Origin of the sequence: Lentzea sp. NPDC051213, from assembly GCF_044455585.1 — a bacterium.
In the GTDB taxonomy this organism is placed as follows: Bacteria; Actinomycetota; Actinomycetes; order Mycobacteriales; family Pseudonocardiaceae; genus Lentzea.
Window position 1 is genome coordinate 1 of record NZ_JBITEX010000009.1, and the last position, 25,149, is coordinate 25,149.

The following is a 25,149-nucleotide window of genomic DNA, read 5'->3' on the forward strand; positions in this document are numbered from 1 at the left end:
TCGTCACCAGCGCAGACAGGCGCAAACACAAGCACCACAACACAACCGAGCCCTGCCACCCACACCCGGACCGAACAGGTTAAAACTCAAGCTAGCTCGGCAGCCTGGCGGAGAGATAGCCCCTGACGAGCGCCTTCGCCTCGATCAGGATCGCCGTGTCGCCGGTCGCGTTGTTGCGGAACGCCATCTTCAGCACGGCGTCCGCGGCCTCGACGGCGATCGCGATCGGCAGCTGGACCTCGGTCATCGGAATGCCGAACTTCCCGGAGATCAGCTCGGAGATCTTGTCGGAGATGACGGCGTTGTTGTCGCGGCGGTCGTCCAGCAGCCGCATGTCCACGACGTCGCCGAAGTGCAGCTTCCCGAACGCGGGGATCTCGCGGTGCATCGACACGTAGACGTCGAACACCGTGTCCACGGCGTCCCACCAGTGCTCGAGCGTCGCCTGCTCGAGCCGGTCGTTGATCCCTTGCGAGAACCTGTCGACGTTGCGCAACGTCAGCGCCTGCACGACGGCTCTCTTGTCCGGGAAGAACTGGTACAGCGAACCGACCGCGACACCCGCTCTCTCCGCGATCAACGTGGTGGTGACGCCGTCGTAGCCCACCTCATCGATGAGAGTCGCGCACGCCTCGAGCATTCGCTCGACTCGCTTGGCGCTGCGCTGCTGGACGGGCTGACGGCGAAGCGGGGTGGTGCTCGTCACGGCGACTCCCAGTAGTTCGGGTGCTTCTATCTTGCCTGTTGTACGGCGTTTTCACTTCCTTGAAGCTGTCAACACGCCTACGATCCGAACGAATTTCACATTTTGGAGGATCGATGAGCGACTTCCTCTGGGGAGTGTCGACGTCCGCGTTCCAGATCGAGGGCGCGTTCGGCGAGGGCGGCCGGGGTCCCTCCGTGTGGGACGACTTCGCTCAGGTACACGAGAGCCAGAACGCCAGGGTTGCTTGCGATCATTTCCACCGCTGGCGCGAAGACGTTGCGCTGATGACACAACTCGGTGTGAACGCGTACCGGTTCTCCATCGCCTGGCCGCGGATCCAGCCCACCGGCAAGGGGCCGGTCAACGCCGAGGGCCTCGACTTCTACGACCGGCTGGTCGACGCGCTCGTCGAGGTCGGCATCGCCCCGGTCGTGACGCTCTACCACTGGGACACGCCCACGCAGCTCGAAGCCGAGGGCGGCTGGCTGACCAGGGACATCGTCGACCGGTTCGCCGACTACACCGCGCTGGTCGCCGACCGCCTGGCCGACCGGGTCAAGATGTGGATCCCGGTCAACGAACCCGCGATGGTCACGTTGCAGGGTTACGCGATCGGCCAGCACGCACCGGGCAAGACGTTGTTGTTCGACGCGTTGCCGACCGCCCACCACCTGAACCTCGCGCACGGCCGTGCGGTGGAGGTGCTGCGTTCGTACAACGCACAGGCCGTTGGCACCGCCAACAACCACACGCCGGCCTGGCCGGCTACTCCGAACGACGTAGCAGCTGCAGAGGCCTACAGCGAAATCCACAACTGGATCTACGCGGACCCCGTGCTGTCGGGCCGATATCCCGACGCAGTCGCCGAACTTCTGCCGATCGCCGACGGCGACCTCGAGACGATCCACCAGCCCCTCGACTTCTACGGCGTCAACTACTACAACCCAACACGACTCAAGTCGCCGTCAGAGGGCAACCCGCTGCCGTTTGACCTGATGGACATCGATGAGTACCCCCGCACCGGGTTCGACTGGCCGATCGTGCCGTCCGGACTGGCCGAGATGATCGCCACGTTGCGCGAGCGGTACCCGGACCTGCCGCCGGTCCACGTGACCGAGAGCGGCTGCAGCTTCCCCGACGAGATCGAGGACACCGAGCGGATCGCCTACCTGGACGGACACCTCCGTGCCGCGGTGGAGTCGAAGGTCGCCGGGTACTTCGTGTGGTCGTTGCTCGACAACTTCGAGTGGGAGGCCGGATATTCGCAGCGGTTCGGCCTCGTGCAGGTCGACTACGAGACGCAGCGCCGCACGCCGCGCGCCTCGTTCCACTGGTACCGCAAGGTGATCAACGGTGAGTGAGGCACTGGCAGAGCCGATCGTCAGAGTCCGCCGCGGGTGGATGGCCTGGCTGTTCTTCGCGAACCTGGGGCTGTGGCTGGCGATCTACGCGCCCATCCAGGTGTTGTTGCCGCAGCAGGCCGAACTGCTGGACAAGGCCAACAAGGAGCTCGTCTTCGGCATCGTCACCGGCGTCGGTGGTGTGGTGTCGCTGGTGGTGGTGCCGCTCATCGGCTTCCTGTCCGACCGCACGACCTCGCGGTTCGGTCGCCGTCATCCGTGGACGCTGGCCGGCGCCATCATCGGTGCCGTTGGCCTCGCTGTTCTCTCTTCTGCGCCTTCGGTCTTCGTGATGACCGTGGGCTGGTGCCTGGTGCAGGCGGGGATCGGCGGCATGCTCGCCTCACTGACCTCCGCGGTGCCGGACCGGGTGCCCGTCGAACAACGGGCGCAGGTCGGCGGCCTGATCGGCATCAGCCAGATGCTCGGCACGGTGCTGGGCGCGGTCGTGGTGACGTTGCTGGTCAGTGGTCTGCCCGCCGGTTACCTGGCGTGCGCGGCCATCGTCGTGGCCGGCGCCATCTTCTTCGTGTGGCGCACGCCTGACACGCAGCTCGTCGTGAAGCCGGTGCGCCCGACGTTCTGGATCTCACCGAGCCAGCACCCCGACTTCGCGTGGGCCTGGCTCGGCCACCTCATGATCAACCTCGGCAACGCGTTCGGGACGTTGTACCTGCTCTACTTCCTCGGCGACGTCGTCCACCACCCGTCACCCGAGGACGGCCTGCTGGTGTTGATGGCGCTCTACGGGGTGGCACTCGCCGCAGGAGCGGTGCTGTTCGGCGCACGGAGTGATCGTTCTGGCCGCCGCAAGCCGTACGTGTACCTCGCGGCGACGGTGATGGCGCTCGCAGCGTTGCTGCTGGCCGCCTGGCCGACGTGGACCGCGGCCCTGATCGCCGCACCGCTGCTCGGCGTCGGGTTCGGCACGTACTGGGCGGTGGCGATCGCGCTGCTGACCCAGGTGTTGCCGGCGGCGTCCGATCGGGCCAAGGATTTGGGCGTGCTCAACGTGGCCAACGCGTTGCCCCAGGTCATCGCCCCCTTGCTGACCGCGTTGATCCTCGCCAACCTAGGTGGCTACCGCGGCCTGTTCGCGGTGTCGGCGCTGGCGACGACGCTGGCGGCGGTGTTGATGAGTCGAGTGCGATCGGTGGTCTGATGCAGGTCTCGGGCAAGAAGGTTCTGGTCACGGGGGCGTCCCAGGGAATCGGCGCGGAGGCCGCGTTCCGCTTCGCGGCGCACGGCGCGCATGTCCACCTTGTGGCCCGGAGCGCCGAACTGCTCGATCTACAGGTCAAACGGATCACCGAGTTCGGCGGCTCGGCGTCCGCTCACGTGGCCGATTTGTCGGACGCCGCGGAGATCCGCGCGCTCGCCGAGGAGGTTCCCGCACCTGACGTGCTCGTCAACAACGCCGGCGTCGGCCGCTGGCTGTTCCTGGACGACACGACGGCCGACGAGCTGCAGACGATGACCTCGGTGCCGTACCTGGCGGCGTTGCTGCTGACCAGGGAGTACCTGGGCGCCATGCGTTCGCGCGGGTCGGGCTGGATCGTCAACGTGAACTCGCCGGTCTCGCGGCTACCGATTCCCGGTGCGGTGGGCTACCAGTCGTCGCGGTGGGCGTTGCGCGGCCTGACCGCGTCTCTGCGGCTTGACCTGCGGGGGACCGGTGTCGGGATCAGCGAAGTGGTGCCGGGCAAGGTGTCCAGCGAGTACTTCAACAACAACCCCGGTGCGGAGGAACGCATCCCGTCGATCGCGCGGCTCATCCCGACTGTGACGCCGGCGCAGTGCGCGAAGGCGATCGTGGACGCGGTGGAGAAGGAACGTGCTGAGCACCTGTTTCCGTGGCAGCTCAAGGCGTTCGAGCTCTCCGGGCGGCTGTTGCCCGGTCTGACCTCGTATTTGACCTGGAAGACCGGCACGCACCGCTAGAGACGTGAAACGGCCCCTGTCTGCGCGGGAGGTGCAGACAAGGGCCGTGGTTGGTGACCGCGGACCAGTAACGGTCGGGGAGGGAAGGTGCACGTCACCAGCCCGCGGGAATCTGTGGAGTTGTAAAGCTGACCGGGGTCCGCGATGTAGCGGTCGGGGGTTCGCACATCGCGGACCACCGGTCAGTAGGCGGTTTGCAGACCTGGTCGTGTCGGGGGGACGCCAGGTCAGTCGCAAACGCCCGTTAGTGGGCTCGAGCCACCGCGCGGCGGGTCCTGGTGACAGGAGGTGTCACCGGAGCCTCGCGCAGGTGGCGAGCCGGGCGCGGGGCGAGTCCGCCCGCAACCAGGTGTTCGTACGCGGCGCGCCACACCGAGCAAGGTGACTTCTGCTGGCGCCAGCGGCCGGAGCACTCAGGGCAGTTGCCCTTCTCGTCCGGCTCGTGCGCTGCCAGCAGAGCACGCCATCCCTCGGTCAGCCGAGGGAGCTCGGATCGAGCCACCGACAGGAGGGACGGGGCGTCCGCGCGGCTCGCCAGCTCAGTGAGCAGGTCGAGACGTTCCCACACAGCGTTGCGAAGAACCTGTCCGAGGATCGCGTCCATCGAAACGTCACCGTCACCTTTCCGCCTGGTCGGCGGCTTCGCGTAGCGCAGCCCTGAGCTGTACGAGCTGGTCGTGGGACAAGACTGCCGTCTCCCCGGGAGGTCCGACCAGAACCACTTGGCCCTGAACGACCTTCACGGTGAGCTGGCGGTCCCGGTCGACCACATCGCCGCAGCTGATCTGCCACGTCCGACGTTGCCCGGTCGTGCCGCGCCATGTGGAGTCGGTGTCACCCTTCTCCACAATGGAGGTCGAGTACGTAGAGGAGCTGTCCACGATCAGGTCGTTCCTCTCCGTGCTCACTCGCTTACCGGAATCTAGATTGCGATGATTCATGCCGGAACGGGACGTCACAGCGCTGACCGGTGGAAGTCTTACGGTGAGCGGTAAGCGGTTATCGGTAGGGCCGATCAGCTCCGCCGAAGAGGACTTCTCGGGCTCGGGGACCTGCCCCTAGTCTGCCGATGACGCCCAACGGACTGTGAGGGTGCGCGATGAACACCATGAGTTCCCAGGGCTCTCCGATCCCCGCCGAGGTGTGGGACCACCAGGAGATGCGGGACGCACTGGCCCGCCGCGAGATCAGCTCGGTTTACCGGCTGCTCCGACGGCACGGTGTGTCCCAGCGCCAGATCGCGGCGCTCACGGGTCAATCGCAGTCCGAGGTCTCAGAGATCCTCAAGGGACGCCAGGTGATGGCATACGACGTCCTGACCAGGATCGCCTGTGGCTTGGGTGTCCCACGTGGATACATGGGTCTCGCCTATGACGAGACAACGGCAGTGAGGGTGGCCGCAACCGCGGACTCACCCCATCCTGAGGAGGACGAGTCGGTGAAGCGTCGGAAGTTCCTCGCGCACGCCGCCGCCGTGACAGTCGGCGCGGCCGTGTTCGGAGCGGACTCCGGGTCGTGGGTTTCACACCCCACACAGACTCCGGCTCCGGGACGCATCGGTATGACCGATGTGCGCCAGGTCGAAGCGGCGACGCGGGCTCTGCGTGCGCTTGATTACCAGTACGGCGGCGGCTCGTGCCGTGACGCCGTGGTGGCCCAGCTGTCCTGGGGACAGCAGATGCTCGGTGCGAACTCCACGGACATCGTTCGCCAGCGCCTCTACGTCGCGCTGGCCGACCTGCACAACCTCGCCGGCTGGACGTCGTTCGACACCGGCCTGATGGACTCGGCCCGCAACCACTTCGGTCAGGCTCTCGACCTCGCGAAACAGGGCGAGAACGAGGCCCTGATGGCGAACATCCTGTACCGCATGGGCCGCGTGTACTTGCACCAGAACGCCCCGGACGACGCGCTGAAGGTGTTCCAGCTGGGTCAGCTGGCCGCGCAGAACTCCGGTTCCGAACTGGCGGTCGGCATCCTCTGCGCGAACGAGGCCTGGGCCTACGCGAAGATGGGTTCCGACGAGCAGGCCCTCAAGCTGCTCGGCCGCGCCCGTGACGAGTTCTCCCGTTCGAACATCGCCGAAGCTCCTGCGTGGGCGCGGTTCTTCAACGAGATCGACCTCTCGTCCATGATCGGCACAGTGCACACGGAGCTGGCACAGACGGTGGACGCCAAATACACGAGGACCGCCATCCCGGCGCTGTCCAAGGCGATCAACAACTTCGGTGACGAGTACGCGCGCAGCCGCTCGTTCAACCTCACCTCGATGGCGATCAACCACCTGCTCGAGGGCGACATCGACCACGGCGCCAAGATCGGTCGCCAGGCCGTTGACCTGTCGGAAAGCCTCAAGTCGGTGCGCACCAAGCAGCGCATGGAACCGCTTCGCCAGGAAGCCGAGAAGCGTCGCAACAACCCGGAGGCCCGCGAGCTGGCCGACCGCGTCGCTCGTTTCACCGGTGCCGACACGGCCGCCTGACCGCATCTCGTTTGGGCCCCATAGCACCCCGATTGGATGGTGTGGGACACGAACCGGTAACGCCAGGAGCTTCGCACACGAATGCAGCATCGACGGGCGAGAAATCCACGCCTAAGGTGCGGCAGGTCGGGGCGAAGGGCGAGGTGCGGCGCGTGAGCCTTACACGGAGGTGGCGTTCCAAGAGAGCGCTGCGGTCCGCGCAGTTGCTCGACGAGGTGGTGGACACCCAGCTGCCACTTCTGGCGGCGTTCGACGAGGAGCGACGGCGGCGTTCCGCCGACTACCTCGCGGAGCTGGTGGCGTTGGCGCAGGACTACCGTTTCTACGCGAACGGCTGGATCGACAGCCGCGAGCTGGACCGCCGCGGTCAGCGGACGATGAACCGGCTGGCGCGCATGCGTGAAGAATCTTCGGCTCGGCTGATCACCGATTAGGCCGTTCGTGCGCAGCTCGTCGCGCCGATCGGACCACTCGCCGAGTCTGCGAATGTTTCACGTTGAACGAGACTCAGCTCACAGGAGCGCGGCTCAGCACCACTGCCAGGCCGAACGCCAGGCCCATGATCATGACCTCCAGGACCGCCCACTGCACGATCGCGGTGGTCTTGTGCAGGGAGATCTGCGGTAGCAGCCGCCACCTGATGTGCGCCCCGAGCACCGCGACCGCGCCCGCACAGGCCGTCTTGCCGAGGACCAGCAGCCCGTAGCCGGTCGTGAACAGCGACTGCGGGAACGGGATGACCGGGTTGAGCACCAGCTCCAGCAGCCCGTTGAACAGGCCCGTCACCGAGACGACGATCAGGCTGATGGTCGCGATCTTGGAGAACTTCGGCAGCGCGACGGCCAGCAGTCCCTTGCGGTAGGCGACCAGCGCGATCAACGCCCCGAGCCCGCCTGTCCACGCGGCGGCACCCAGCACGTGCAGCTCCATGGAGACCATCGAGTAGTCGTGGTACTTCCAGTTGGAGGCGTGCCCGGTCACCGGGATCGGCAGCAGGCCGAACATCGAGATGAGAATCCGCAGCTCAGCGGGCACCGACTCGCCGTTGCGCACCGCCAGCACGCCGATCACCACGTAGACGAACGCGCAGGCCGCGCTGAACAGCAGGCCCTTGCCGGCGCCGACGGTCGCGATGTAGTCGACGGCGTTGCCGATGCTGACGTCGCTGCCCGGCCGCAGTTCGGCGGCCTGCAGCACGATGGCCAGCAGCGCGGTGATCACCCAGACCGCCGCGGCGACGACCGCGGCCGGCCGGGCGATCCGCATGACGGGTTCCGTGTGCGTGGGCCGGTCGAAGCCGAGCAGCTTCGGCAGCAGGGACAGCCCGACGACGATCGTCGCCGAGACGTCCAGCAGCACGCGGGTGACCGGCAGACCGAACCGGACCGCCGCCCCGGCGTCGACGACCCCGGCGACCACGACAGGTGGTGCCAGCACGAAGCCGAGCGCGATGCCCGCGAGTGCGCCGAGGACGAGCCCGGCGAGCACGCGGTAGTGGGTGGGGGCGGCGGTCCGGACGTCGCTCATACCTTCGCGCCTCCGCCACTGCGCAGGGCGAAGAACACGCCACCGCCGAGCAGCACCACGGCGCCGACGATCCACACCCAGATGGGCAGACCGTCGCCGGAACCGCCCTCGGGCGCGGTGCTCGTGTTGGGCGCCGCGGCGGGCGTGCCGGTGCCGTCCTTGGTCAGCGTGAAGGTCAGCTCACCGGACACCGGGTGGCCGTCCGCGGAGAGGATGCGGTAGCCGATCTTGTACTGCCCGGCCTTGCCGAGCGCGTTGACCTTCGCGGAGACCGCGTTGTCCTTGATCGTCGGGTCGCCCTGCACCTCGTAGTGGCCGCCGTTCGCGTCCACGACGCTGATGGTGTTGATGCCCTGGCCGCCCTGCACGTCCTGGTCGAACGTCAGCGTGACCGCGGCCGGACCTGCCTCCAGCGAGGTCTTGTCCTTCGGGTCGCTGCTGATCAGCGCGTTGTGCGCCGCCGCGGGGGCGGCCGTGGCAAGCACGGCCGCACCAGCGATCAGGCACGCGATGAGAGCGCGCTTCATGCCTTGCGCCGCGAACGCAGGATGGCGCCGACGCCGAAGCCCAGGCCGAGCGCGCCGACCGCGAGACCGGCGCCACCGAGGTAGCGGGCGGTCTTGTCGGAACCGGCGGCCGACGCCTCGTGCGTGTCGGTGCCGGTGTTCGCGGCCGGGGTCGTGCCGTGGCCACCGTGGCCGTCGTCGGCGGCCTTCTTCGGGGCGAGCTTCAGCGCGGGCGCCGGGTGCTCCGGCTCCTTGCCGTCGGCACCTGCCGACTGGCTCCAGTCGACGACCTCACCGTTCTCGTAGGTCTGCTTGGTCGGCAGCTCGAGCTTGTCCTTGCCCTCGGGCAGGGTGCCGAGCGCGACGAAGAACTCCTGGTACTCGTTCACCGCGATCTTCACACCGGGCTCGGCGGTCCAGGTGATCGTCTTGAAGGCCTCCGTGACCTCCTTGCCGGCGAGCGTCACGGGCTTGTCGAGCTTGCCCTTGACGACCTCGGCCTTCCAGCCGGGCAGCGGCTTCGTGCGCACCGACGTGAGCGGCGTGTCCTGCGGCAGCGTCACCTCGATCTTGGTGGTGCCGGCGTTGTCCCGCTCGTTCGGGACGCGGAACGCGAAGGTCGCGCGGCCGCCCTGGGTGAACTCGGACGGCTGGGCGCTGACGTGCGCGGATGCGATGGACGGGGTGCCCAGGACAGCGATTCCGGCAACGGCGAGGACGGCGAGCGTGCGCACGCCAAATCGATTTGTCGACATGAAGTTGTGGCTCCTGATTGCCAAGGGGATTGGGGGATTCGGGTGATCAGGAACCACAGGGCGGCCCGCGCCGCCCGTGTGCACGCGTCAGCTGCACGGACTGGGTGCGCTGGATGAACGGCGTGCTGGTGAACGTCCGCGCCGGCTTGGTGACCGGCAGCGGCGTGAGCCTGCGGGGGATCAGGCGGGTGACGGCGGCGAACACCCTGAACAGAGCGTTCTCGGCGTGGAACAGCAGCAGACCGGTGAACGTGGCCGCGACGAGGTGCGCCACGAACATCTGCCCGGTGAGCGTGTTGGTGTGCTCGTGGTTGACCCAGGTCAGCAGCACGTGCTGCGCCAGCTGGGCCGTGCCGAGCCCGGCGATGACAGAGAGCTTCCCGGTCCGCTTGTCGGCGAGTGACGCCGCAGCGAACGCGATGAGCACGACCAGCGGCAAGGCGTGGATGAACTCGGTCAGCTTTCCGCCGCCCAGTCCGTGGGCGGTGATCGTGAGCGCGGCAGAGGTCAGCGCAAGAACGGCACCACGCAGGGTGCGCAACTCACTCGACCAGGTGCTCACGGCAGTTGAGCGTAATCGGGCAGTTTGCCTAGGTCTATGAGCGGGTAACTAGGGCCGCATGACCGTTCAATGCGACAGGCCGGGCCGAACCGACCGGGTTGTGTTCGGCGTTGCCGCAGGTCTCACGCTTGCGTTCGTGACCTGGGGAATCGTCGGTACAGAGAGTTTGGCGTCCGTCTCGAAGACAGCGCTGGGCTGGATCATCCAGCATCTGGGATGGGCGTTCGTGATCTCGGCCTCCGGGTTCGTGGTCTTCGCGTTGTGGCTCGCCTTCAGCCGCTACGGCAAGATCCCGCTCGGTCGTGACGACGAAAAACCCGAGTTCAAGACCGTCTCGTGGGTCGCGATGATGTTCAGCGCCGGCATGGGCATCGGTCTCATGTTCTACGGCGTCAACGAGCCGCTGACCCACTTCGTCAAGCCACCGCCGGGTACAGAAGGCGATCCGCTGGAAACCGCGATGGCCACCACGCTCTTCCACTGGACGATGCACCCGTGGGCCATCTACGCCGTCGTCGGCATCGCGATCGCCTACGGCAGCTTCCGCCGCGGCCGGTCTTCGCTGATCAGCGCCGCGTTCGCTCCTCTGCTCGGACGACGCGCCACCGGTGGCTGGGGCCGCGCGATCGACGTGATGGCCATCTTCGCGACCCTGTTCGGCTCGGCAGCCTCCCTCGGCCTCGGCGCGCTGCAGATCGGGAGCGGGATGGAGGCCGCCGGGTGGACCGGCCAGGTCGGCAAGGGCCTGCTGGTCGCGATCATCGCGGTGCTGACCGTGGCGTTCGTCGTGTCCGCGGTCTCGGGTGTCGCGCGCGGGATCCAGTGGCTCTCGAACACCAACATGGTGCTGGCCGTGGTGCTGGCGTTGTTCCTGTTCGTGGTCGGGCCGACCGTGTTCATCCTGAACCTGCTGCCCACGGCCATCGGTGACTACTTCCGCGAACTCGCCACGATGGCCGGCCGGACCGCGGCCTCCGGTGGCGACGCGACCGAGACCTGGCTGTCCGGGTGGACGATCTTCTACTGGGCCTGGTGGATCTCGTGGACGCCGTTCGTCGGCATGTTCATCGCACGCATCTCCCGCGGCCGGACGATCCGGCAGTTCGTGGCCGGCGTGATCCTGGTGCCGTCCGCGGTGTCGCTGGTGTGGTTCGCGATCCTGGGCGGGACCGCGATCTTCGAGCAGCGGTCCGGGGTGGACCTGGCCGGTCAGTCCACACCGGAGTCCCAGCTGTTCGCGCTGCTGGACCAGTTCCCGCTGGCCGCGGTGGCCGGCGTCGTGGTGATGATCCTGGTGGCGATCTTCTTCGTGTCCGGCGCGGACGCGGCCTCGATCGTCATGGGCACGCTCTCGCAGGAGGGCACGATCCGGCCCGCCCGGCCGGTGGTGGTCTTCTGGGGCGTGCTCACCGGGGCCGTGGCGGCGGTGATGCTGCTGGTCGGCGGGTCAAACGCGCTGACAGGGTTGCAGAACATGACGATCATCGCGGCGTTGCCGTTCATGGTGGTGATGATCGGGTTGTGCGTTTCGCTGGCTCGGGATCTGCGGTCGGATCCGATGATTCGGCGTGAGGAGCGGGTGGCCGAGGTCATGGAAGAGGTCACCGCGCACCTCGATCCCGGTGAGGTGGTCGAGGAGGCGGCGGTCAGGGCCGTGGCCGAGGTGACCGGGCGGTCACCGGTGCGCTAGCGCACGTTCAGGCGGCGCAGCAGCTCCTGCTCCAGCACATCCAGATCAGTGGCGACGGCCCGGTGCGCAGCCTTGCGCCGGGCCGTCGGCATCCGCTCAGAAGCCCGCACAGCGGCAAGCAGCTGAGAAAGCCGCGCCTCGGTCTTGGTGACCCAGGCGGAGTCGGAAGCACGCAAAGCCTCCGTCGACTCCGCAATCCCGACAATCCGCGCGTGCAACCGGGCACCGAACCCGGAGTACTTGCCGATGTCCTCAACGGAAATCCCGAGGCGCCGGGCGCGGTACCGGTCGTACTGGTCGCTCAGCACACCGGCGCCGCGCGCCAGCACCGGAGCGAGGATCGGAATCAGTGCGGGCGCCACCACCTTTGCCACGCCGACCAGGTTCTTGGCCCTGCTGGGCGTGATCAGATGGCCTGCTTTGCGCGCCATTCGGGTACACCTCCTCCGTCACGTGAAACTTACTGCCCAGGTTGCCGACGCATCGGCTCGACGCGCGACATACCCTTCTTCAGTGACTTCCCAGGTGCAGCTCGACGCCGGCGTGGTCACTCGTTGTCGGCGGCGGGTGCACCTCGAAAACGATCCGGAGATGCGCGACGTCCCCAGGGCGGCGCCGGATCCGGCTTCGGAACAACGCAAAGCGGACGCGATGAACCACCGCCGTGCGGTGGCGGACGCGTTCGCCAGAAGGGTCGGCTCGAACCTCTTCGAGGTGCCGAGCGGGCCTGACGTGCGCAGTTCGGACCGGGAACGGGTGACGCTCGCGGCGATGGAGATGGGTGCCCAGTACATCTGGGGCGCCGCGTTGCCGCGTGATCCGCGTGGCGGCCGTCGTGGTGGCATCGACCTGCTGGTCAAGGACGCCACGGGGTACGTGCCGGTGCTCGTGGTGCGGCACAAGATCACCGATCCCGGCCAGGGTGCGCGGACCAGTCCGCTGACGATGCCGTTGCCCGGTGGCAGCCGCACGGACCCGCATCGCAAGGTGCGGCCGCAGCCCCGTGATCAGCTCAGGCTGGCTCACGCGCAACGGCAGCTGCAGGCCGCCGGGTACGCGACGAACGGGCGCGCTACCGGTGGCGTCATCGGCATGGACGCCGATGTGGTGCTGTGGCACGACCTGGAGGCGCCGACGTGGCCCGGCGGCCGCAACGCGCTGGCTGAGTACGACGCTCGGTTCGCGGACCGGCTGGCGGTGGCGCTCGCGTCGGCGAACCAGAAGGAGCCGCTCGCCAGGCCGTCGCGGATCGTCGACTGCAAGACGTGCCCGTGGTGGCCGACGTGCGACAACGACCTCAAGCGCGGCCGGGACGTCAGTCTCGTCGTCCGGGGTGAGGACGCGGCGGCGCTGCGGAAGATCGGACTGTCCACTGTGGACCTGCTGGCCGAGCTGGATCCGGCGGAGGAAGGGCCGATCCAGCTCGTCGGCATGCCGTTCGGTGACGCGGTGGTGCTCGCCAGGGCCTGGCTGCGCGACCTGAGCCTCGTGCGGCGGGTGCCCGAGATGAGCGTGCCGCGCGCGGACGTCGAGGTCGACGTCGACATGGAGAGCTTCGGCGATCTCGGCGCGTACATGTGGGGCTGCCTGCTGTCCGGAAAGGACATCGACGAGGAGCACGGCTACCGCGCGTTCGTCACGTGGGACGCGCTGCCGTGCGACGACGAGGCGCGCAGCTTCGCCGAGTTCTGGACGTGGTTGACGGGCATCCGCCTGCGGGCCAAGGCGCGCGGCCTGAGCTTCCGCGCCTACTGCTACAACGAGCTCGCCGAGAACCGCTGGCTGCTCGCTTCAGCCGAGAGGTTCGCGGGCAAGCCCGGCATCCCGACCATCGCGCAGGTCAAGGAGTTCATCGGGTCGGACTCGTGGGTCGACCTGTTCGGCATCGTCCGCGAGCAGTTCCTGTGCGCGCACGGCAAGGGCCTGAAGATCATCGCGCCGGTCGCGGGATTCCGGTGGCGGGACCCGGAGGCCGGCGGCGAGAACTCCATGCGCTGGTACCGGTCCGCGGTCGGGATGAACGGCGACGAGCTCGACACCGACCAGCGCCGTCGGCTGCTCGAGTACAACGAGGACGACGTCCGGGCCACCCACCGCCTGCGCGAGTGGATGACCTCGGACGCGATGTCCAGGTTGCCGTTTGCGGGAGACCTCTAGCGCGGGGCCATGCGGAGAGCGCCGTCCATGCGGATGACCTCACCGTTCAGGTAGTCGTGCTCGACGAGCGAGACGGCGAGCTGCGCGTACTCGCCCGGCGCGGCCAGGCGCTTCGGGAACGGCACGCCGGCGGCGAGGCCCGCGCGGAACTCGTCGGAGACCGTGGCGAGCATCGGGGTGTCGACGATGCCAGGTGCGATGGTCAGCACGCGGATGCCGACGGACGAGAGGTCGCGTGCGGCCGGGAGGGTCATGCCGACGACGCCGCCCTTGGAGGAGGCGTAGGCGACCTGGCCGATCTGGCCGTCGAACGCGGCGATCGACGCGGTGTTGATGATGACGCCGCGGGCGCCGTGCTCCAGCTCCTCGGTCTTGCCCATCGCGGCGGCCGCCAGGCGCAGGACGTTGAACGTGCCGATCAGGTTGATCTCGATGACCTTGCGGTACAGGTCGAGGTCGTGCGGACCGGTCTTGCCGACGGTGCGGGTCGACGGGCCGATGCCCGCGCAGTTCACCGTGATGCGCAGCGGGGCGCCGGAGCCTGCCGCGGTGTCGACGGCGGCCTGGACCTCTTCGCCCGAGGTCACGTCGGCCGACAGGTAGGTGACGTTCTCGATGACGTCGGCCTTCTCGATGGCGCCGGGCAGGTCGAGCGCGAACACCTGCGCTCCACGCGCCGCCAGCGCACGTGCGGTCGCGCCGCCGAGGCCGGATGCGCCACCGGTGACGATGGCCGCGGTACCCGAGATCTCCATGCCTTCATCCTCCTCGAAGCGAACTGCTCGCGAGGAGGTTAACGCTCGTTACCTCGAGCTCAACGGTCGGTCCAGTGGAGCAGTGCCACCAACGGCACCGCAGCCAGCAACGCGAGGCCGATGAAGATCGTCGCGGTACCCAGGATTCCCATGCCTGAACTGTGCCGTTCGAAGGTGTTCGAACACATCGTCCGCGCCGGTAGACCTCTGGTAGGAGATCCGTCACGGTCAGCTACATCAAAAGTCGTACGGTGACCTCGGGCTGCTCCGTTCGGGTGTGGGTAATGTGTCACTCGGAGTCACGCAAATTAGTTAGCCCCGCGTACCTTTATGGGGTGTTCACCACTCGCCCCGAACTCGTCGGCACCTTTGGCATGGTCGGCTCGACCCACTGGATCGCCTCCTCGGCCGCCATGGCCGTGCTGGAGGACGGCGGCAACGCCTTCGACGCCGCCGTCACCGCCGGCTTCGTCCTGCAGGTCGTGGAGCCGCACCTCAACGGTCCCGGTGGCGAGGTGCCGATCATCTTCGCGGCCGCGGGCAGCGCTCCGCGCGTGCTGTGCGGGCAGGGCGTCGCGCCGGCCGGTGCGACGATCGAGCACTACACCGGCCTCGGCCTCGACCTGGTGCCGGGCAGCGGACTGCTCGCCGCGACCGTGCCGGGTGCGTGGGACGGCTGGCTCACTCTGCTGCGCGACTACGGAACGAAGTCGTTGCGCGAGGTGCTGGACCGCGCCATCGGCTACGCCCGCCACGGCTTCCCGCTCCTGCCCCGCGTCGTCGACACCATCGAGCGCGTCTCGGACCTCTTCCGCGACCACTGGACCACCTCCGCCGCGCAGTGGATGCCGGGTGGCGTCCTGCCCAAGCCCGGTGGCCTGTTCCGCAACCCGAAGCTCGCCGACACCTGGGAGTGGCTGCTGGCCGCCGCCGAGGCCGCGGGCGCCGGCCGTGAAGCGCAGATCGAGGCCGCGCGCCGGGCGTGGTCGCAGGGGTTCGTGGCGGCACAGATCGACCAGTTCTGCCGCAACGAGTTCCGCGACGACTCCGGCCGCGACCACGCCGGTGTGCTGACGGGCGCGGACATGGCGTCCTGGGAGGCCTCGTACGAGGACGCGCTGGTCGTCGACTTCGACGAGTGGGCGCTCGTCAAGGCCGGCGCGTGGACGCAGGGGCCCGTGCTGGCACAGCAGCTCCGGCTGCTGGAGGGATACGAGCTGTCCTATGTGGACGGCAAGCCGACCGCGGAGACCGTGCACCTGGCGACCGAGGCCGCCAATCTGGCGTTCGCCGACCGCGAGGCCTGGTACGGCGACGCCGACGACGTTCCGCTCGAAACGCTGGTCTCGCGCGCCTACGCCGACGAGCGCCGCGCGTTGATCGGCGACACCGCTTCGTACGAACTGCGGCCGGGCTCGCCCGACGGCCGGGAACCGTTGCTGCCCCAGCACATCATCGGCGGTCCCTCGACTCCGGTCAGCGATCCGACCGGTGCGATCGGCGAACCCACGGTGGCGCGCTCCGGCGTGACGCGCGGCGACACCGTGCACGTCGACGTCGTGGACCGCTGGGGCAACATGGTCTCCGCGACCCCGTCCGGCGGCTGGCTGCAGTCGTCGCCGACGATCCCGTCGCTGGGCTTCTGCCTCGGCAGCCGGGCGCAGATGTTCTGGCTGGACAAGGGATTGCCGAACTCGCTGGCTCCCGGCAAGCGCCCGCGCATCACGCTCTCGCCGTCGATGGCGCTGCGCGACGGTGAGGCGGCGCTGGCATTCGGCACGCCGGGTGGGGACCAGCAGGACCAGTGGCAGCTCGGCTTCTGGCTGGCACACCGGGCAGGCCTGAACCTGCAGGAGGCCATCGACTCACCGATGTGGCACTCGAACGCGTTCCCGAGCTCGTTCTACCCGCGCGCCTGGACTCCTGGCGAACTCGTCATCGAGTCGAGCGCCGGCGCGGACGTGCTCGACCAGCTGCGGGCGAAGGGCCACCTGGTCGTCGACGCCGGCGAGTGGACGCTGGGCCGGATGTCCGCCGTGGCAAGGGATGCCGCAGACGGACTCCTGCGCGCCGGTGCGAATCCACGCGGCGCGCAGGGCTACGCGGTGGGGCGTTAGCCCCCGATGACCTGCGAGCCGTCGTGGATCATGTCCACGTTGGCGCTTCCGAAGTTGTGCAGCGTGCTGACGCCCGCGGCGCCGGCGACATCGCTGATCTTGCTGATCGGGTCGACGTCCGGCAGCTGCGGCGTCGGCAGCGCCGAAGCCTGAGCGGTACCTGCCAGTGCGGCGAGCGCACCGGCGGCGATACCGGCGGAAGCGACGATCTTCTTGATGCTCAAGGCTTTCCGCTCCTACAAAAAGTGGAACGGCGCCCGATTCGAGGGGGAGGGAATCGGGCGCCGCCCCGGCCAGGAAGTACTGGTTGGATCAGATGGCGACGTGCGCGAGGCCGCTCCACGGGCCCTGCGGCTCGTTGAGGCCGAGCAGCGTCGCGGCGGGAACACCGTTGCCACCGGCGTCGACGTTCTCGACGATCGCGGTGACGTCCGCGTCCTGAGCGTTGATGGCCTGGATCTTGCCGTTGACGTCTTCCGTGTTGACGGCCGCGAGCGAGCCGGCGGACGCAACATCGCCCAGCTGGCCACCGATGTCAGGCTGCGTAAGAGCGTTGACGTCAGCGGTGTCAGCGTGCGCGATACCACCCAGGCCGAGCATGACGGTAGCGCTGCCGAGGGCAACAGCGGCCCCCGTGACGGTCTTCCTGAGGTTCATGGGCGCGAACGTTTCGCGTCTGACCCCTCTACATCAAGCTGCGTAACTCAGGAGTGGGAACTTCTTCACCCCTTCAGGGGGCTCCACTCCAATCCGACGGTGCAGACGCGAACTTTCCGCCGCCACACCGTGATCGCGAAAACGCCCGCCTTCGTTTCGGTGCGCGACAAGAAGTCGTACGCGCACTCCAGGGTGTACCGGCGGCGCCACTCCTCGCCTTTCCTTATGTACCAACCATGATCCTGGACCTCCTCGATCTGTTCGAGGTCCAGCGCACCGCCGGGCAGCCTGCGGTGGTACTCGATGCGATGGAAGTGGTCCATGACCAGGACGTTCCTCACCGCAGCTGAAAGGTGAGAATCTCAACTTCCGGATCATGCCCGTAACGTTTGGGCCGTGGCAGATCCCACGTTCCGGCAGCAGCGCCTCGGCGAGGCGCTCCAGTTGCTGCGTGAGCGCGCGGGCATGAGCCAGCAACAGGTCGCAGACCGTCTGCTTTACAACGTCCCCAAGGTCAGCCGCATCGAGAACGGCCAGCTGCCGGACATCCACGCCTTGCGAGCGATGCTTGATCTGTACGGCGTGATCGGCGACGAGGAGCAGCCGTACATCGAGATGTGGGAGCTCGCCAAGGAGAAGGGGTGGTGGCGCGCCTTCGGCATCGACGTGCAGGGCTACATCAGCCTCGAGCACGATGCATCGCGCGTCCGGGAGTTTCAGCTGGGCTTCATCCCGGGGCAGGTGCAGACCGTGCGAACCATGCGATCTGTGTTCGCGGGCACCACGATCCAGCGATCCAAGAAGTGGATCGAGAACGAGATCGCCATCCGACAACGCCGACAGCAGCGGTTGGTCGGCGACAACCCGCTGGAGTACCACGCGATCATCGCGGAGTCGGTTGTGCGGAACTCTGATCGAGAGCAGCTCCTGCACCTGCTCGACGTGGGCCGCCTGCCCAACGTGACCATCCAGGTGTTGCTGGAGTCGGCAGGCTCGCAGGATGGCCAGTTCGGTTCGTTCGCCCTGCTGGACCTACCCTTCGCCGGCGATCCGAAGGTCCTCTACATCGAGCACATGGCCGGTTCGATCCACATCGAGGATCCGGAGCGGGTGAAGACCGCTAACCTTGTGTTCAAACACCTCTCGAAGTTGGCGATGTCCCATGAAGAGTCCGCCGCGTGGATCGAGAGGTTGGCTGCCGAGAGGTAGGTAGTGATCCAGGTGTCCACTCTGTGGCGGAAGAGCAGCCGCAGTGGCGGCGGCGGTAGCGGTAACTGCGTTGAGATTGCGCTGAACGGATCAATGGCGCGCGTGCGCGACTCCAAGAACCGGGCAGGTTCTGTCATTGGCGTGCCCGAATGGGCAGCGTTCATCGGCGCCGTTAAGCGCGGCGAGTTCGAAAAGGCTTAACGAGCTAGGCGATCGCACCCGGTGGAAGCTTCAACTTAAATGGCAGCGTCGTGACAACGGCCAAATCAGAAGCTGTCGCTTTCATGAGCATGGGCGCGTTGCGGGCGCCGGGCTCCGGCAGATCGAGGAGCCGGTCGACGGCCTCGGACAGCGGGCCCTCGTAGATCCACACGGCCTGGGCCGGTCGGGCTGAGTCGCGCACCGCAGGCAGACGGCCTGCGCGGGCCTCGGTCTCCGACCAGAACAGGATGGAGTCGATGAAGCCTCTGCGCTGTTTGAACGCCATGATGCGGTCCAGCTGCCCGGCGTCGTCCCTCAGGTGGAGGAACTGAAATCCGCACTCGCGCAGCTCGATGACCTTGCTCAGTGCGTGGTCCATGGCGCACCTACCCCTGTGAGGTCCCCAACGGGTGACCGTTCAGTCATACGACCCGAAAGGATCGTACGGTAAGTCAACGTTCTGACGTAAGCCTTAGCCCGATCGAGTATCTCAATTGGTGGACGTCTGTGGCTTAGGGTAATCGTTCGTCTTCTTATTGGGGGAAACGGCCAGGACGGCCGCTACGGTTCGCGTCAGGAACGCCAAACCGCCCAATGTGACTAATGTCACGCTGATCCACATGTGTCGCCTCCGAGTGGCTACCTACACCCGTAGTAGACGTCTAGCACTCGCCGCCGGTTGCAAGTAGCTCCGACTCGCCTTCTTAACAGAACCTTGTGCGAGTCCCGTCACGGCCCCCCTCAAAGCACCCTTGTTCGCTTGATCGCTGTGCGACGATCGGCCGCCAACTGTTCGCGCTGATCAAGGGCGGTTTGAGGATGTTCGTTCGTCGGGTTGCGGTGGTCGGGGCCGGGTACGTCGGTCTCACGTCGGCCGCTTGCCTCGCGTCGTTGGGGCACCACGTCGTGTGCGCGGACATCGACGAGAAGAAGGTCGAACAGCTCAAGAAGGCTCAGGTCTCCATCTTCGAGCCCGAGCTGCCCGAGCTCGTCGCCGAGGGGATCGCCGCCGGCCGCCTGGAGTTCGTCGTCGGCGTGCGCAACGCCGTGCAGGACGCCGAGGTCGTCTTCCTCTGCGTGCCGACGCCCATGGGGCACGGCGGCGCCGCCGACCTGGCCGCCGTCGAGGCCGCGGTCGCGGAGATGAAGGACCTGCTCGCGCCCGGCACCGTCGTTGTCAACAAGTCGACAGTCCCGGTCGGCACCGCCGCCCGCGTGCTCGAACTCCTGGGCCGTGACGACGTGTTCGTCGCGAGCAACCCGGAGTTCCTCCGCGAGGGCAGCGCGGTCAAGGACTTCATGCACCCCGACCGGATCGTCGTCGGGTCCGACGCGCAGAACGCCGCCGAGCGCGTTTCAGCTCTCTACGCCCGGCTCGGTGCGCCGACCGTTCTCATGGACGCCGCCAGCGCCGAGCTGGTGAAGTACTCGGCGAACTGCTTCCTCGCGATGAAGCTCAGCTACGTCAACGCGATGGCCGAGCTGTGCGAGCGGCTGGGCGCGGACATCGCGAACGTCACCGAGGGCATGGGCTTCGACCAGCGGATCGGGCAGTCCTTCCTGCAGCCCGGTCCGGGCTGGGGCGGGTCGTGCCTGCCGAAGGACACGCACGCGCTGCTGCAGATCGCGGAGGCGGCGGGGCACGAGTTCGAGCTGCTCAGCGCCACGATCAACACCAACGAGAAGCAGAGCAGGCTGATCATCCAGAAGATCGCCAACGCCGTCGGTGGTGATCTCAGGGGCAAGCGGCTCGGGTTGCTGGGCCTCGCGTTCAAGGCGGGCACCAACGACCTGCGCGACTCCCCGGCGTTGAAGATCGCGGGTCTGCTCAAGGACGAAGGCGCCGAGTTGATCGCGTACGACCCGGCGATCCAGCAGGCCGTCGAAGGTGTCACGGACGCCGTCACGGTGGTCGACGACGTGCAGCAGGCGGCGAAGGACGCGGAGGCGCTGGTCGTGCTGACCGAGTGGCCTCAGTTCCGGTCGCTGGACTGGGCGGCGCTCGCCGGGACGATGACGGGGCAGGTCGTCGTGGACACGCGCAACCTGCTCGACACGGACATCCTGACCCGCGCCGGCCTCACGTCACACGGCGTCGGCAGGTAGGTGCGGTTACCGCACCAGCGCACTCGTCGAGAACCATTCGATCGTCCGCAGCAGGCCCTCGCGCAGGTCGACCTCCGGCTCCCAGCCGAGGACCTCCTGCGCGCGGGTGATGTCCGGCTTGCGCTGGGTCGGGTCGTCGGTCGGCAGGTCCGAGTACTCGAGGTTGACCGGGGTGTCGGTCAGCTCGCCGACGATCTGGGCCAGCTCCAGGACGGTGATCTCCTGCGGGTTGCCGAGGTTCACCGGGCCGAACTCGCCGCGCTTGTCGCCCAGCGCGAGGATGCCGCGGACGAGGTCGCCGACGTAGCAGAAGCTGCGGGTCTGCTTGCCGGAGCCGTAGACGCTCAACGGCTTGCCGCTCAGCGCCTGGTGCACGAAGTTCGAGACCACCCGGCCGTCCGTCGCGTGCAGGCGCGGGCCGTAGGTGTTGAAGATGCGCACGATGCCGACGTCGAGCAGCCCCATGCGGTGGTAGGCGCCGAGCAGCGCCTCCGCGTAGCGCTTCGACTCGTCGTACACGCTGCGCGGGCCGATCGGGTTGACGTTGCCCCAGTACTCCTCGGGCTGCGGGTGCACCTGCGGCTCGCCGTAGACCTCGCTGGTCGACGCCTGGATCAGGCGCGCGCCCTTCGCGATGGCCATCTCGGCGACCTTCTTCATGCCCGTCGAGCCGACCTCCAGCGTCTCCAGCGGACGCTCCAGGAACTTCGGCGGCGAGGCCGGGCTCGCGAAGTTGAGGACCAGGTCGACCGGGCCCTCGATGGACCAGTCACCGCAGATGTCCGCCTCGATGAACTCGAAGCGCGGTTCGTCCGCGTACCTCGTGACGTTTTCCGTGAGCCCGGAGGAGAAGTCGTCCACCACCACGACCGACCAACCGCGGTCGAGCACCGCGTCTACCAGGTGCGATCCGATGAAGCCCGCACCACCGGTGACCACTGCACGCATGGCGTGAACCAACCCCTCCCCCAGGACAAGACACGAACGAGTGAAACCTAGGCTACGAAACGATCCGGTCTAGGCTTTTTGCGACTCCCAGTTGCTGAGCCACACGTCACGTGCGTCGCGTTCGCTGCGGACAGATGCAAGCCAATCACCCAGTGTGTCGTCTTGCAGCTCAAGTGCGCCAGACATGAGGCGTGGGCAGCTTTCCCGGACGGCGTCGAAGCCGGCGTCCTGGGAGATGTTCGTGAGGCTGAGCATCGAGGTCGCCGACTGCCGGTAGCGCCCGACGACCGTCTGCACGTGCGCCGCGTGCCCGCCGCTTTCGGCGACTCGGCACCACAGCTCGTAGTCCTCCCACCCGTGCAGGCGGCGGTCGAGCGTGTAGCCCTCGAGCTTCTTCAACGCCGTTGCCCTCACCAGCGCCATCGCGTCGATGTAGTTGCCGTAGCGCAGCCGCCACGGCTCCCACGGCCAGACGCCCATGAGTCCTACCGGGCCGGTCGAGTCGAACCGCTGCAGCACGCCGTACGCGAACGACGCCTCCGGGTCCGCGTCGATGGCCTCGACCAGGCGCTCCAGGCCGGTCGGCACGATCGCGTTGTCCGAGTCGAGCACGAACACGAGCTCACCGCGCGCGTGCCGGAACGCCTCGTTGCGCGAGCGCGGCAGACCGCGGTTCACCGGGTGCCTGACCAGCGTCATCGGGATGTGCGGGCTGCGGTCCATCCACTTGCGCACGGTCTCGTTGGAGCCGTCGTTCGAGCAGTCGTCGACGACGATGATCTCCAGGTCGCCGTACGTGCCGGAAGCCGCTGACTCCAGCGCCTCCACGACGTACGGCTCGTGGTTGTACAGAGCCATGATCACCGAGACGCGCGGTGTGCGGCGGTCCCACGCGGGTGTGCGGCGGTCGATCACCGGCGTCGGGTCGATCGTCGGGTCCGTCGAGACGCGCCGCCGCAGGTCGATGATGTCGAGCCGGATCTCGCGCATCGCCTGGCGCACCGCGTCGACGCTGTCGGTCTGGCGCTCCCACGACGGCGTGATCCGCTGCCGGAACGGCTGCGTGCGGCTCGGGCCGAGCCGCAGCCGGTGGCCCTCGGTGGTCTTGCGCAGGTCCTGCGCCACCGACACCAGCTTCTCGACGCCGACGGAGAACGGGTTCTCCTTGATCAGCTCGTAGGCGTTGCGGCGCAACGTCTTGAGCCGATCGGGGTCTTCCAGCAACGCGCCCAGCGCGTGCGGCATGGTCGAGAGCGCCGAGAACACCAGGTGCTCGTCGTGCTGGAACGGCTCGGTGTGCAGCGAGGTCTCGGACAGCATCACCGCGCCGCAGTGCGCGGCCTCGGCGGCGCGCAGCCACTCGAAGTACGGCTCGTCCGCCTGGTGCACGTTGACCAGGACCTTGGTGCCCGCCAACAGCTCCCGCTTGCGGTCGCCGGTGACGAACGCCGCGTGGTCGCCGGTGTTCGGCGCCGCGTTGTCGGAGAGGATCAGCCGGCTGCGGCGTGCCCACAGCTGGCGGCCGATCTTGGAGAGAGCGTGCTCACGGCGTGGCGTGGCGCAGCCCAGGAACAGGATGTCGAGCTCCTGGCCCAGGGTGTCCGGGTCGAACTTGTCCCAGGTCGGGGTCCAGCCGAACTGCAGGTGCTCCGCCGTGATGCCCTGCGCCTGGTAGCGCTTGACCGACAGCGTGCTGAAGTCGAAGACCGCGCCGAGCTTGTGTCCGTAGTGGACGTTCGTGTCGAAATGCGACGACGACGGCTGCTCGGCGGTGATGCCGATGCAGCGCTTGGCGAGGCGCGGGTCGTCCAGGAACTGGCCGCCCTCCAGCACCGCGTACTCGTGCGTGGGCAGCAGCACGAACACGTCGTCCGGCTCGGTGTCCACCACGCTCGTCACGACGTCGGCGGTCACGCCGAGCCTGGTCGCCTCGTCGACGATCGCCTCGGCCAGCTCGTGGAAGAACGCGTTCTGGAACCGCGACTGGACGACGCGCAGACGCAGGTCAGCCATTGCGGCCGCCCTTGATGACGCCGGTCGCCTTGCGCAGCGGGGCCGTGACGCGCCACGACGTGGAGCGCTCCAGGTCGTCGATCTTGTCCTGCAACGTCGTGCGCCAGTGCAGGTGCTGGCGGATCTCCTCGTCCAGCCTGCGGCTGAGGCGGTCGTTGTCGCGCGCGTACTCGGCGAGCAGCGTCGTCGCCTCGTCCAGCGCGGTGAGGCGCTCGGCCGCCTTGGTCAGCTCGGTGTACTCGTTCTTGAGGTCGTGAAGCTCCTGCGCCACCACGTATTCGCGGCGGCGGGACTCCTCCAGCTCGGCGAGTGCCTTGCCCAGTGCGTCCTCGAGACCGGTCGCGACCGACTCGGCGCGCTCGCGGGCTTCCTTCTGCTCCTGGGCGAACGCGAGGCTGTGCTCCAGCTGCTCGCTGACCGGCGGGACCTCCGGGGTGACGACCTGGGTCAGCGGGTGCGTGGCCGTGCCGCCCTTCGCCCTGATCTTCGTAGCCGCCTCGATCGCTACCTGCAGCTTCTCGACCATCGCGTCCTCGGAGTACCGCTGCTCGACCCACTCGCGGTAGGAGCGCCGTTCGGCGAGGTCCGGCTCGTTCGCGAGCACCGCGGCGGCCTTCTCCACGATGGACAGCACGTCGGCGTCCTCGACCGCGTGCGTGCCGGGCGCCTCGAACTGCTCGGCACCGCCGCCCGCCGGGTAACCGATGACGACGCAGCCGGCGGCGAGCGCCTGGGCGACGGGCAGGCCGAAGCCCTCGTCGCGGTGCAGCGCGATGAAGATCGACGCGTCCGCCAGCTCGTCGGCGATCTGCTGCTCGGTCACGTCGTCGAGCGCCACGACCTCGACGCCCGCGAAACGCTTGTCGTTCTTGAAGATCGCGGACAGCACGGCCGCCTCGCGCGGACGCTTGCGCGGCAGCAGCACGATCTTGCGCTTGCGCTCCTCGGCGAAGCGGTAGAGCTCGGTGTCGATCACGTTCGGCACCAGGTGGACCTTGAGCTTGGGCAGCAACGCCTTCAGCACGTTCGTGGTCATCACCGAGCCCGCCCACACCTGCGGCGCGGGCTTCCACGCCGGGTAGTCGGCACCGGTGAAGTTGTCGTACGTGTAGTAGTGGTTCTGGTTGTAGATGACCTTGCGCACGCCGGGCGCCGGGTCGAACCCGTCCAGCACCAGCACTTCCGGCACGACCAGCACGTCGTCCGGGCCCAGCTCGAGGGTCTCGCCGCTGATGACCTTCGCGCTCGAGGAGAACCACCAACACCGGAAGCCCTCGGCGAGGTGCCACACCTTGGCGTCGACGCCGGTTCGCTCGGCGAGCTCAGCGTGCCGGTAGATGGCGTGCACGCCACCGGACGGCTCCGTGACGTCCGGGACTACGTACACGACCTGGCGAGTCATGGTCGACATCAATCC

General features: G+C 67.8%; 27 protein-coding genes. 11 read left to right on the forward strand and 16 right to left on the reverse strand.

The window, feature by feature from the left end; all coding sequences use genetic code 11:
• Positions 1–91: 91 nt before the first annotated feature.
• Positions 92–706 (reverse strand): TetR family transcriptional regulator, encoded by a 615-nt coding sequence (locus tag ACIA8G_RS34120; protein WP_396422853.1) that lies wholly within the window; start codon positions 704–706, stop codon positions 92–94.
• A gap of 113 nt (positions 707–819) precedes the next feature.
• Here ACIA8G_RS34120 and ACIA8G_RS34125 point away from each other — a divergent pair, with 113 nt between their 5' ends.
• Genes ACIA8G_RS34125 through ACIA8G_RS34135 form a run of 3 tightly spaced genes read left to right on the forward strand, consistent with a single transcriptional unit; the run spans position 820 to position 4,047 of the window.
• Entirely contained in the window at positions 820–2,067 is a 1,248-nt protein-coding gene (locus tag ACIA8G_RS34125) for a GH1 family beta-glucosidase (RefSeq protein ID WP_396422854.1), read from the forward strand.
• 40 nt (positions 2,068–2,107) lie between these two features.
• Positions 2,108–3,268 carry an MFS transporter gene (locus tag ACIA8G_RS34130; RefSeq protein WP_396423278.1) on the forward strand — a complete coding sequence of 387 codons (1,161 nt, stop codon included), beginning with the start codon at positions 2,108–2,110 and terminating at the stop codon, positions 3,266–3,268.
• The gene (locus ACIA8G_RS34135) at positions 3,268–4,047 is read left to right on the forward strand and encodes an SDR family NAD(P)-dependent oxidoreductase (protein ID WP_396422855.1); all 780 of its coding nucleotides are present in this window, start codon (positions 3,268–3,270) and stop codon (positions 4,045–4,047) included. Before ACIA8G_RS34130 ends, ACIA8G_RS34135 begins: the two co-directional genes overlap by 1 nt.
• A gap of 244 nt (positions 4,048–4,291) precedes the next feature.
• On the opposite strand, the gene ACIA8G_RS34140 is transcribed toward ACIA8G_RS34135, so the two are convergent.
• Both ACIA8G_RS34140 and ACIA8G_RS34145 read right to left on the reverse strand, forming a co-directional pair.
• Complete coding sequence (locus tag ACIA8G_RS34140) at positions 4,292–4,651, reverse strand: hypothetical protein (RefSeq protein ID WP_035909125.1); 360 nt, start codon at positions 4,649–4,651, stop codon at positions 4,292–4,294.
• A gap of 13 nt (positions 4,652–4,664) precedes the next feature.
• Complete coding sequence (locus ACIA8G_RS34145) at positions 4,665–4,955, reverse strand: hypothetical protein (RefSeq protein ID WP_396422856.1); 291 nt, start codon at positions 4,953–4,955, stop codon at positions 4,665–4,667.
• Positions 4,956–5,146: 191 nt separating this feature from the next.
• On the opposite strand from ACIA8G_RS34145, the gene ACIA8G_RS34150 reads away from it, so the two are divergent.
• Positions 5,147–6,529 (forward strand): helix-turn-helix domain-containing protein, encoded by a 1,383-nt coding sequence (locus tag ACIA8G_RS34150; protein ID WP_396422857.1) that lies wholly within the window; start codon positions 5,147–5,149, stop codon positions 6,527–6,529.
• A 152-nt stretch (positions 6,530–6,681) separates the two neighbouring features.
• Positions 6,682–6,963 (forward strand): hypothetical protein, encoded by a 282-nt coding sequence (locus ACIA8G_RS34155; RefSeq protein ID WP_396422858.1) that lies wholly within the window; start codon positions 6,682–6,684, stop codon positions 6,961–6,963.
• 73 nt (positions 6,964–7,036) lie between these two features.
• Here the strand turns inward: ACIA8G_RS34155 and ACIA8G_RS34160 are convergent, their stop codons facing one another.
• From ACIA8G_RS34160 to ACIA8G_RS34175, 4 genes are read right to left on the reverse strand one after another with little or no spacing between them, the layout of a single operon-like run.
• Positions 7,037–8,056, reverse strand: coding sequence for a copper resistance D family protein (locus tag ACIA8G_RS34160; protein ID WP_396422859.1), 1,020 nt, complete (start codon positions 8,054–8,056; stop codon positions 7,037–7,039).
• Positions 8,053–8,583 carry a copper resistance CopC family protein gene (locus ACIA8G_RS34165; RefSeq protein WP_396422860.1) on the reverse strand — a complete coding sequence of 177 codons (531 nt, stop codon included), beginning with the start codon at positions 8,581–8,583 and terminating at the stop codon, positions 8,053–8,055. The genes ACIA8G_RS34160 and ACIA8G_RS34165 overlap by 4 nt, the downstream gene beginning before the upstream one ends.
• Positions 8,580–9,317: a YcnI family protein gene (locus tag ACIA8G_RS34170; RefSeq protein ID WP_396422861.1), complete on the reverse strand. Its 738-nt coding sequence runs from the start codon at positions 9,315–9,317 to the stop codon at positions 8,580–8,582. The genes ACIA8G_RS34165 and ACIA8G_RS34170 overlap by 4 nt, the downstream gene beginning before the upstream one ends.
• 46 nt (positions 9,318–9,363) lie before the next feature.
• Positions 9,364–9,879, reverse strand: coding sequence for a hypothetical protein (locus ACIA8G_RS34175; RefSeq protein WP_396422862.1), 516 nt, complete (start codon positions 9,877–9,879; stop codon positions 9,364–9,366).
• A gap of 58 nt (positions 9,880–9,937) precedes the next feature.
• On the opposite strand from ACIA8G_RS34175, the gene ACIA8G_RS34180 reads away from it, so the two are divergent.
• Positions 9,938–11,569 (forward strand): BCCT family transporter, encoded by a 1,632-nt coding sequence (locus ACIA8G_RS34180; RefSeq protein ID WP_396422863.1) that lies wholly within the window; start codon positions 9,938–9,940, stop codon positions 11,567–11,569.
• Here the strand turns inward: ACIA8G_RS34180 and ACIA8G_RS34185 are convergent.
• Positions 11,566–12,000 carry a DUF6474 family protein gene (locus ACIA8G_RS34185; RefSeq protein WP_396422864.1) on the reverse strand — a complete coding sequence of 145 codons (435 nt, stop codon included), beginning with the start codon at positions 11,998–12,000 and terminating at the stop codon, positions 11,566–11,568. The genes ACIA8G_RS34180 and ACIA8G_RS34185 overlap by 4 nt on opposite strands.
• Before the next feature lie 82 nt (positions 12,001–12,082).
• Between ACIA8G_RS34185 and ACIA8G_RS34190 the strand changes: the two genes are divergently transcribed.
• Positions 12,083–13,726 carry a TM0106 family RecB-like putative nuclease gene (locus tag ACIA8G_RS34190; RefSeq protein WP_396422865.1) on the forward strand — a complete coding sequence of 548 codons (1,644 nt, stop codon included), beginning with the start codon at positions 12,083–12,085 and terminating at the stop codon, positions 13,724–13,726.
• Here ACIA8G_RS34190 and ACIA8G_RS34195 read toward each other — a convergent pair.
• Positions 13,723–14,481 carry an SDR family NAD(P)-dependent oxidoreductase gene (locus ACIA8G_RS34195; protein WP_396422866.1) on the reverse strand — a complete coding sequence of 253 codons (759 nt, stop codon included), beginning with the start codon at positions 14,479–14,481 and terminating at the stop codon, positions 13,723–13,725. The two genes, ACIA8G_RS34190 and ACIA8G_RS34195, sit on opposite strands and share 4 nt — an antisense overlap.
• Positions 14,482–14,816: 335 nt before the next feature.
• Here ACIA8G_RS34195 and ACIA8G_RS34200 point away from each other — a divergent pair, with 335 nt between their 5' ends.
• Complete coding sequence (locus ACIA8G_RS34200) at positions 14,817–16,598, forward strand: gamma-glutamyltransferase family protein (RefSeq protein ID WP_396422867.1); 1,782 nt, start codon at positions 14,817–14,819, stop codon at positions 16,596–16,598.
• Here ACIA8G_RS34200 and ACIA8G_RS34205 read toward each other — a convergent pair.
• The 3 genes from ACIA8G_RS34205 to ACIA8G_RS34215 form a co-directional block, all read right to left on the reverse strand.
• Positions 16,595–16,822, reverse strand: a complete 228-nt coding sequence (locus ACIA8G_RS34205; protein ID WP_396422868.1) for a hypothetical protein — start codon at positions 16,820–16,822, stop codon at positions 16,595–16,597. The two genes, ACIA8G_RS34200 and ACIA8G_RS34205, sit on opposite strands and share 4 nt — an antisense overlap.
• An 88-nt stretch (positions 16,823–16,910) precedes the next feature.
• Positions 16,911–17,255, reverse strand: coding sequence for a hypothetical protein (locus ACIA8G_RS34210; RefSeq protein WP_396422869.1), 345 nt, complete (start codon positions 17,253–17,255; stop codon positions 16,911–16,913).
• Between the two features lie 65 nt (positions 17,256–17,320).
• Complete coding sequence (locus tag ACIA8G_RS34215) at positions 17,321–17,578, reverse strand: hypothetical protein (RefSeq protein ID WP_396422870.1); 258 nt, start codon at positions 17,576–17,578, stop codon at positions 17,321–17,323.
• A gap of 73 nt (positions 17,579–17,651) precedes the next feature.
• Between ACIA8G_RS34215 and ACIA8G_RS34220 the strand changes: the two genes are divergently transcribed.
• Together ACIA8G_RS34220 and ACIA8G_RS34225 are read left to right on the forward strand one after the other, a co-directional pair.
• Positions 17,652–18,464 (forward strand): helix-turn-helix domain-containing protein, encoded by an 813-nt coding sequence (locus tag ACIA8G_RS34220; protein ID WP_396422871.1) that lies wholly within the window; start codon positions 17,652–17,654, stop codon positions 18,462–18,464.
• A gap of 12 nt (positions 18,465–18,476) precedes the next feature.
• Positions 18,477–18,665, forward strand: coding sequence for a DUF397 domain-containing protein (locus tag ACIA8G_RS34225; protein WP_396423279.1), 189 nt, complete (start codon positions 18,477–18,479; stop codon positions 18,663–18,665).
• A 4-nt stretch (positions 18,666–18,669) separates the two neighbouring features.
• On the opposite strand, the gene ACIA8G_RS34230 is transcribed toward ACIA8G_RS34225, so the two are convergent.
• The gene (locus tag ACIA8G_RS34230) at positions 18,670–19,044 is read right to left on the reverse strand and encodes a hypothetical protein (RefSeq protein WP_396422872.1); all 375 of its coding nucleotides are present in this window, start codon (positions 19,042–19,044) and stop codon (positions 18,670–18,672) included.
• Between the two features lie 440 nt (positions 19,045–19,484).
• On the opposite strand from ACIA8G_RS34230, the gene ACIA8G_RS34235 reads away from it, so the two are divergent.
• Positions 19,485–20,771, forward strand: a complete 1,287-nt coding sequence (locus tag ACIA8G_RS34235; protein WP_396422873.1) for a UDP-glucose dehydrogenase family protein — start codon at positions 19,485–19,487, stop codon at positions 20,769–20,771.
• A gap of 6 nt (positions 20,772–20,777) precedes the next feature.
• Here the strand turns inward: ACIA8G_RS34235 and ACIA8G_RS34240 are convergent, their stop codons facing one another.
• The 3 genes from ACIA8G_RS34240 to ACIA8G_RS34250 all read right to left on the reverse strand — a co-directional run bounded on the left by ACIA8G_RS34240 (position 20,778) and on the right by ACIA8G_RS34250 (position 25,143).
• Complete coding sequence (locus ACIA8G_RS34240) at positions 20,778–21,719, reverse strand: UDP-glucuronic acid decarboxylase family protein (protein ID WP_396422874.1); 942 nt, start codon at positions 21,717–21,719, stop codon at positions 20,778–20,780.
• Between the two features lie 69 nt (positions 21,720–21,788).
• On the reverse strand, positions 21,789–23,732 hold the full coding sequence (locus ACIA8G_RS34245; protein WP_396422876.1) for a glycosyltransferase: 1,944 nt from the start codon (positions 23,730–23,732) through the stop codon (positions 21,789–21,791).
• Positions 23,725–25,143, reverse strand: coding sequence for a glycosyltransferase (locus tag ACIA8G_RS34250; RefSeq protein WP_396422877.1), 1,419 nt, complete (start codon positions 25,141–25,143; stop codon positions 23,725–23,727). Before ACIA8G_RS34250 ends, ACIA8G_RS34245 begins: the two co-directional genes overlap by 8 nt.
• Positions 25,144–25,149: the final 6 nt, after the last annotated feature.